Source organism: Paenibacillus sp. 10L310 (assembly GCF_056395745.1).
In genome coordinates, this window is record NZ_JBFTKC010000021.1 from 75,561 (window position 1) to 82,817 (window position 7,257).

Here is a 7,257-nt window from a genome sequence, read left to right on the forward strand (position 1 = left end):
ATATCAATAGAAAAGACGGCCAAAGCCGTCTTTTTTTGTACCTATTTTCTCCATTTAATGCAGTCTTAATGTTTAACGGGTACCCTTATATGATGAACTCCGGTTCCTGGAGGGAGGATTACAATGTGAAAAAACCGCGAATAACGGAATGGACCGAACTGCGGGGCATTGCCTTTCTGGCAATCGTCATGCAGCATAGTATCGCTGAGTATATCTATCGCGCTGATATTGAACAACCGGATTCCATTATGCTGACCATGATTTATCATCTGACCCGATTTGGTACGCCAACGTTTGTATTTCTATCGGGTGTAATGTTGTTTTACCATCATCGTAACACCAAACCGGAATATCCTCGCTTCATTCGAAAGCGATTTGGCGATATCTATATGCCGTTTGTCGTATGGACACTGATCTACTGGCTTTCTGTCCGTATCTTCACCCCCGCGTTCTGGCTTGCAGGCATACCGGATTTTCGCAGTCTGATTCGTGAACTGTTTATACCACAGACGGGATATCATCTCTGGTTTGTCATTATGGTGTTTCAATTCTATATTCTGTTCCCCCTGTTCTGGACAGGAGCAAAAGCCATTCAGAGACGTATCCAGAACACCTCACGTTTCACGCCCATGCAAGTCATTATCGGACTAATTCTCTTTGCAGCAGTACTATATGCCCTGCTTATGCAATGGTCCTACTATAATATGGAGGGCTGGACAGAATCCATGTCTGAGCCTTGGTCAACGTTGCTGCAATATCGCTCCTATTCATGGGTGATGTACTGGTTTTACTTTTTACTGGGTGCCGTATGTGCCTGGTCAGTGGATAGCTGGAGGAGCTGGACCACAAAGATCCTGCCATGGACGATCTGTCTGTTTATAGGGATGTATATATGGCTTGGTTACGATGTGCTGCGTGGGTCCGGGGATGTTGTTAATCTGAATATCTCCACCTATCTGAAACCAACCACATTCCTGATCATTATGGCTCAGATGTTTATGATGTATGGTTTCCTTGTACTGATGCGGGGCAAAGATACATGGTTTCAGCGCCTCTTAGCCTGGATTGGCCGCTATTCATTTGGTGGATATCTGGTTCATGCACTGGTGATCTACGCGATCGCTTACGTCACCAGACCGCTTCAACTCAGTGGATGGCATCTGCCTGTAACGTTGCTATCGTTCCTTGTAACCGTTGGCATTGCTCTTGCAATCAGTTGGGCGCTGTCCAAGCTTCCTGGCTCACGTTTCACCGTAGGGTTAATGCGCAAACCACGTTTAACTCCCAATCCATCAGCTGCTATGGACAAAAGAAATTCACCTGAGCGAACTCCGTCACCCGGCTCAACTCGCAGTCCGGGAACGAGTGAGCCGTTTTAGAATAAAGAAGAGCGTCCCCTCACGGAGACGCTCTTCTTTAATTTACTTCGCTCGAAGTTGATCGTCCAGGAACAGGTTCCTGGGGACCCGGGGCTGGATGTACGTTGCCCTTCTGATTCACAAATCTCTTCAGATCACCCGTTAATTGTTCCTTCAGCTTGTCCACCAGCTGCGTTTCACTAATGCCTTTTGCCTGAGCAATCTCAGCCAGGGATTTCCCTCCCTGAAGCTGCTCATGCAGTTGAGCAGGGGTCACTCCAATAAACCGGGCAATTTCGCCCTTATCTACCATGGAACGTTTGCCATGGTGGGCAAATTCACGCCGCAAATCACGCAGCGGGGTATTAATGACCTTTTTCAACTTGGTATCCATGTCCGCCTTCGTGGCTGCTGCTTGTTCCTTGGTGAGACAACCTTCTTCCACAGCTTGATCCAGACGCTGTGCAAGTGTAGGCTTCAACTTCTGCAATAACTGTTCCTCACTAAGTCCCTTACGCTCTTTCGCAATCTGGGACAACGTCTTGCCAAGTTCCATCTGTTCTTTCAGATCCCGAAGTCCAATCCCAAGCAAGTCTGCCGTCTCACCAATCATAAACAGACCGTGTCCTGCCTGCATGCATGGCTTCGCTGGTTTACCGGAGGAAGAAACTTTTGACGCATCGTCATGTTCCTCAGCCCGAACCGTTGAATCAGCAAAAGCTACATGTCCTGTTGCTGCTGTTATGACTACGGCCGCCAATCCGGCTGCCATCCATGTTTTCCATTTCAAATTCATTTTTCTGCCGCCTTTCCGATGTCGAAATCCTGTGCCTTCCTAGTTTGAGCCTAAAATCCACTTTTTTATGCCATAAAATACAAAAAGTCATCATTTTTCTCACAATTGATCACAAAAAATCCTATTTTTTTCAGTTTATTTCCGCTATACTAAATGTAACTTCATGATCTAGTCGAACAGTCCTTAGTCACCTTATCGCAGGAAGGACGATATGTAATAATGCTGAGAGATTGGTTAGATCCGTTTAGATCCGATCTGGAGGTCGTGTTTGCTTCAGCGGAACAACTCGTACGGGAATATCCCGAACCCTTGTCAGGACATGCATTAGAGCAGCTTCGTTCGGTTAATCCGCTGTTACGAGATTCGGGACACAGCTACATCGGGTACATCACTCCACTTTGGATGCAACACTCAGATAAACTACCCCCAGAGAAAGCACACCAATTAAGTACAGCCTGTCTCATCCATATGTTATATTTTCTGAATCAGGACGACGTGATGGATGAACAACCGGAGAATGCCACATTGAAGTTATCTCTTGGTAATCTATATTACATGGATGCACTTCAATCTTACTCGGTATTATTCAATCCTTCCTCCACGTTCTGGGTCTATTTCAGACAATATGTAGTGGATTGGGCCGTGAGTGTTACGGGTGAGCATTCCATTGATTATTTCCAACAGAATCCCTTGTTGATTGCGCAAAAGGCTGCCCCTCTCCTCATTGGAGCTACTGGTGCACTGCTTCTGCTGAATCAGTCCGACCGGATCATCCCGGTGTGTTCTGCCATCAACATCACACTCATGACACTCCAGATGACCGATGACTTCACAGACACGCAACAAGATGCTGTGCATGGAAACTACAACAGCTACCTCTCCCACATATCCGCAGCATTGAATCATAACTATCCAGTTCATCCTCTAAGCGACCGTATACATGACAATGTATACAATACACAACTCATGAACTCTTACGTAGACATTGCTTATCACTATAATCGTACACTAACATCGTCTAACTTAGGAATATCGCATCTTGAGGCGTTTAATTCTTATTTATGCAACACTTTAGTAAAAGCTGTTCAGGACATTACACAACGGAAGAAACAGCTCCTCCAAGGTGGGTTTCATCACTGGATTAGCGAGCAACAGTTGGGATTCTGAGCATAACGACTAAGCTGATTCAGTTTAATTTTAAATATGAAGGGAATGTTGACGATGATGGTATCAGAGAAAACGTTGCATGAGGATATTATTGAAAAGGCTTGGACTGACGAGCACTTCAGACAACAATTGCACTCCAATCCGAAGCAGGCGCTTCGTGAAGCGTTTGGCATCGTAATTCCGGAGCACATTCAGGTCCGTACTGTTGAGGAGCAGCAGAATGACTATGTACTTGTCATACCTCCCAATCCTTCCAAAGTAAATTATGATGTGAATTGCGGACCTTGGAGAAGTTAATTCGGGTGAGCTAATCTTGTAGTGTAAGAAATTAGGGGTAGGAACAAAAAAAGCCGCTGTATCCTTCTGTGAGTTCGTCAATCGACGAACTCGACAAAAGTTACAACCGCTTCTGTTCCTACCCCTTTGGTGCTTGTAAAGCTGATCTGTCCTTGCATCGCTTCAACAATACGGAATGTCACCATCATGCCGAGGCCTGTGCCTTTGATTTTATTGGAGAAATAAGGCTCGCCCAACCGGGAGAGTGCTTCCTCGTCCATTCCTTCTCCGTTATCCCTGACATGCACCTTAATCATTCCGTCCTGCTTGTACGCCCAGATATCAATCTGGCCTTGTCCCTGCAGAGCTTCAATACTGTTCTTAATAATATTGATAAAAGCCTGCTTAAACTTCGAGGAATTGCCTCGAATATATAGATCTGGCGGAATGTCAGTGGTGATTTTACCACCTTCCAGATTAGCCATCGGTACAAGAATGCCTTCAATATGATTGAACTCATCCGAGATATTGAGCGAGATAATATGATCAAACTCAGGTTTGGCAAAGGTAAGAAAATCCGTTATGATGCCCGAAGCCCGATCAAGTTCTTCCAGTGCAATTCGCACATACCCCTTATTTTTGTTGTCTTCCTGTTCCGTCATAAGTTGCAAGAACCCTCTTGTCACCTGAAGTGGATTACGTACTTCATGGGCAACGGAAGCGGCCAATTCACTAATAATCTCCATCTTTTCGGATCGCTGCAACTCATTGTTGAACAGCTCCAGTTCCTTGGAATACTCTAGAACTTTAGTATGTTTTTCGGCAAAACGACTTCCGAGAATGGCAATCAACGAGATCACAAATGCAACCATGGACCATTTCCACCATAACAGATGATACGTCCCACTCCGCTGATAATACCATAACAGTTCAGCCACACTGATCAAGGCAAATGTACCAAATCCCGTTGCAAGCAGCATAGCTTCCCGATTTCGTTGCAGCGCTTTGGCGATAGTACCAACTAACAGGATTGTCAGCAGAATGACCAGCACAATGCCAACCACACGCTGTACGAGCAGATTGTAGAGGATCTCCCATTGCCCACCTGAAGTAACATAGATAAATAGAGAGAATACAGCGATAACTGAATATATGAATAGTATTTTTCGCAGTTTGGTGAAGATTCCATGCAGTCCTGGCCCGATAATCTGTTCAAAAAAATAACATAGCGCTGGCATACCCAGCAGCATCGCCAGATCAAAGACTACGGAATACAGGTCACCATATACCTGATAGAACGTATACAAAAATTGCGAGTACGTGATGATCATCGTGCCGATGGAACCCATCACGATGCATAGCGAGATCCATAATCCCTTATGGAATTTGCCAAGGAAGAATGTACAACTCAGCATCGTAATCGCTGTGAACACAAAGGTCGCGCCCAAAATTACATCAATAAGTCCGTTATGAATATATTTCTCCTGTAACGCGGCATAAGGTCCAACCTGAACAATACCTTGTATCCCCAGACGGCCTTTTTCATTTTGCGACCATACATAGAGCGTGTCACCTGAATTTTCGCTGGATAAGGGCAGCAACACAGCATTATTATCATAATTGTAATGATAGTTCTCGTAGACCTTGCGGTCTTCCAGATAAACAACAATATGATTGCCTTTAATGTTCTCAAATCGAATGGCTGAACTTTCCTCACTCAACTCAGGAATGGTCAGGCGAGTCCATAAAGAATTCGATCGATCCGTATTGCTATACTCTAACTTATCACTGCCCTGCTTTTCCCATATTTCGTCTGCTCCCTTAACCTCACTGATGAATCCTTGATCGTCAACGTTCCCCCATTTTACTTCCCATCCTGTAATGGATACAGGTTGCTGAACCACTCCTGTAGTTGCAAAGACTATCCCATGTGGCATGCCTAGAATAATCAATACACTCATCCATAAGATGACGATAGCTTTGGGCACATTTTTCATTCACAGCACCTCAAAGTTCTAATTTTCCCTATCTTAGATTCTCTCATTTATCATTCGCCACCGTTTGTCACGTCACCTTCTTGAGATAAAATGAAATTTCACATTTAAGTCGATTTATAGTCTTATTTCCATTTTATTGTTAAAGTTATCCGATTAATCATGCAAGTCTTCGAACTGGTTCACTATCATTTCCCGTTCTTTCTGTTCAACTTGACTGCGAAATTCAAGCCACTGCTCTGTCTCCTCATCATCATAGATGGTCCATATGTCGGAAAAAAGGAAATCCCGTAACTGGACAACTTGCCCGGACCATATACCGCCTACCCAAAACAAACCATCCGGACGACGGATGACGGTACGGGAGAACCCGGGTGTGGACGCCTTTTGCCCGATACGGATGCGTGTGATCATATTACCCAGTGTATACCAGTCCACATGAATCCCTCCCTTACATATTCAAGCTTCATCATAACATAGGCAAAACAGGAAAAGCTGTAAAAACGGTGGCTGCGATTCAATCCTTTGCTCCGGGTGTAATGGTTTCTCAAAGCAAACAAACACGCTAAGGAGATGATTACAATGAATGAGCCCCATCGTACGGTTGAGGTAGAACATAAGGATGTTCAGCATAAATCGGATTCAAGTATGGTCGCTTCCACATTTATTAAATATGCCGCATATATCATTATCTTTTTCGGATTCTTATACTTCTTGGTTAAATATGTATTCCCCAAATTCTAAGGCATTCATATCGTAGTGAACACCCGGAGATAATAACCTGTGCAAGATTACAACACTAGCGCTTTGGGTAACTACGGAGTAAGAAGCTTTGGACAACCGACAATGAAAGGAAGTGTTACTCATGTCTGACAAACCAATTAGTAACGAAGAGAGCGACCGCTATTATGACCGTTATCAGAGGTCCCGCGATATTCCACCAGAGACGGAAGTCCCGGAAGGCGATATGGACACCTTTGATGAAGTTTCCGGCAGACGGATTGTTACGGAAGATTCGGATCTGGCACCCGTAGCCGCAACCGCTGTGGATGAGCCGGAATTGGATTCACGTTTGGCTGAGACACCGCTGGAATCTGTACCGGATGCAGATCTTCTGCAACCGAACAGTCCGGTTGATCCTGCTGCACCCGATCCGGATGCGTTGCATGGTACCGACTTGCTTAATGGTGCTGGTGCGGATGCTAAACCAGAGAACGACATTCCACCGCGACATTAACAGCTGTTATGACATCCTGAATGAGGAGGTGCATACACGATGAAGGAAGATCGCCAAAAGCATGTGCATGAACCGGATAATCTCGTGACCGAACGGGATATTGACCCGGGCTTCGGACTGTTCACTGAGGACTCCTTCCCCGAAGCACTTGAGGATGAGGATCAACGTGATGCGGTCGAACATGCCATTCCCAAAGAGAAGGCTTCTCGTAAACCCTCTTCGGATGACTAACTTATATAGATCCGTAGTAGACTTAAAAAAGATGACGTCTGTAATTTCAGAGGCCACTGAAAAACTTACGATTCTAATTTGTTAAGATCTATTTTAAATCAAAAAGGCTATATTTCGTTCACAATGGAGCGGAATATAGCCTTTTCTCTATCCTTTTACTTTGAGTCTTTCATGAGTGTAATGATTCGCTTGAGATTA

9 protein-coding genes are annotated in these 7,257 nt (G+C 44.7%); 6 read left to right on the forward strand and 3 right to left on the reverse strand.

The window, feature by feature from the left end:
• The first annotated feature begins 125 nt into the window (after nucleotides 1–125).
• Nucleotides 126–1,379, forward strand: a complete 1,254-nt coding sequence (locus AC1DE7_RS27630; protein WP_340983248.1) for an acyltransferase — start codon at nucleotides 126–128, stop codon at nucleotides 1,377–1,379.
• Nucleotides 1,380–1,416: 37 nt separating this feature from the next.
• Here AC1DE7_RS27630 and AC1DE7_RS27635 read toward each other — a convergent pair whose 3' ends face one another.
• Nucleotides 1,417–2,154, reverse strand: coding sequence for a hypothetical protein (locus AC1DE7_RS27635; protein ID WP_315373220.1), 738 nt, complete (start codon nucleotides 2,152–2,154; stop codon nucleotides 1,417–1,419).
• A gap of 219 nt (nucleotides 2,155–2,373) precedes the next feature.
• Between AC1DE7_RS27635 and AC1DE7_RS27640 the strand changes: the two genes are divergently transcribed.
• Together AC1DE7_RS27640 and AC1DE7_RS27645 are read left to right on the forward strand one after the other, a co-directional pair.
• A complete protein-coding gene (locus AC1DE7_RS27640) occupies nucleotides 2,374–3,321 on the forward strand; it encodes a hypothetical protein (RefSeq protein ID WP_340983249.1) in 948 nt (315 codons plus the stop codon).
• A gap of 36 nt (nucleotides 3,322–3,357) precedes the next feature.
• A complete protein-coding gene (locus tag AC1DE7_RS27645) occupies nucleotides 3,358–3,618 on the forward strand; it encodes an NHLP leader peptide family RiPP precursor (RefSeq protein WP_223199858.1) in 261 nt (86 codons plus the stop codon).
• A 77-nt stretch (nucleotides 3,619–3,695) separates the two neighbouring features.
• Here the strand turns inward: AC1DE7_RS27645 and AC1DE7_RS27650 are convergent, their stop codons facing one another.
• Nucleotides 3,696–5,594, reverse strand: coding sequence for a HAMP domain-containing sensor histidine kinase (locus tag AC1DE7_RS27650; protein WP_339285872.1), 1,899 nt, complete (start codon nucleotides 5,592–5,594; stop codon nucleotides 3,696–3,698).
• A gap of 153 nt (nucleotides 5,595–5,747) precedes the next feature.
• Nucleotides 5,748–6,029, reverse strand: coding sequence for a hypothetical protein (locus AC1DE7_RS27655; protein WP_282319167.1), 282 nt, complete (start codon nucleotides 6,027–6,029; stop codon nucleotides 5,748–5,750).
• 144 nt (nucleotides 6,030–6,173) lie between these two features.
• Between AC1DE7_RS27655 and AC1DE7_RS27660 the strand changes: the two genes are divergently transcribed.
• The 3 genes from AC1DE7_RS27660 (at nucleotide 6,174) to AC1DE7_RS27670 (ending at nucleotide 7,059) form a co-directional block, all read left to right on the forward strand.
• Complete coding sequence (locus AC1DE7_RS27660; protein ID WP_017690239.1) at nucleotides 6,174–6,335, forward strand: hypothetical protein; 162 nt, start codon at nucleotides 6,174–6,176, stop codon at nucleotides 6,333–6,335.
• A gap of 121 nt (nucleotides 6,336–6,456) precedes the next feature.
• Nucleotides 6,457–6,828: a hypothetical protein gene (locus AC1DE7_RS27665; RefSeq protein WP_036611534.1), complete on the forward strand. Its 372-nt coding sequence runs from the start codon at nucleotides 6,457–6,459 to the stop codon at nucleotides 6,826–6,828.
• Between the two features lie 39 nt (nucleotides 6,829–6,867).
• Nucleotides 6,868–7,059, forward strand: coding sequence for a hypothetical protein (locus AC1DE7_RS27670; protein WP_076327356.1), 192 nt, complete (start codon nucleotides 6,868–6,870; stop codon nucleotides 7,057–7,059).
• The last annotated feature ends 198 nt before the right edge of the window (nucleotides 7,060–7,257 follow it).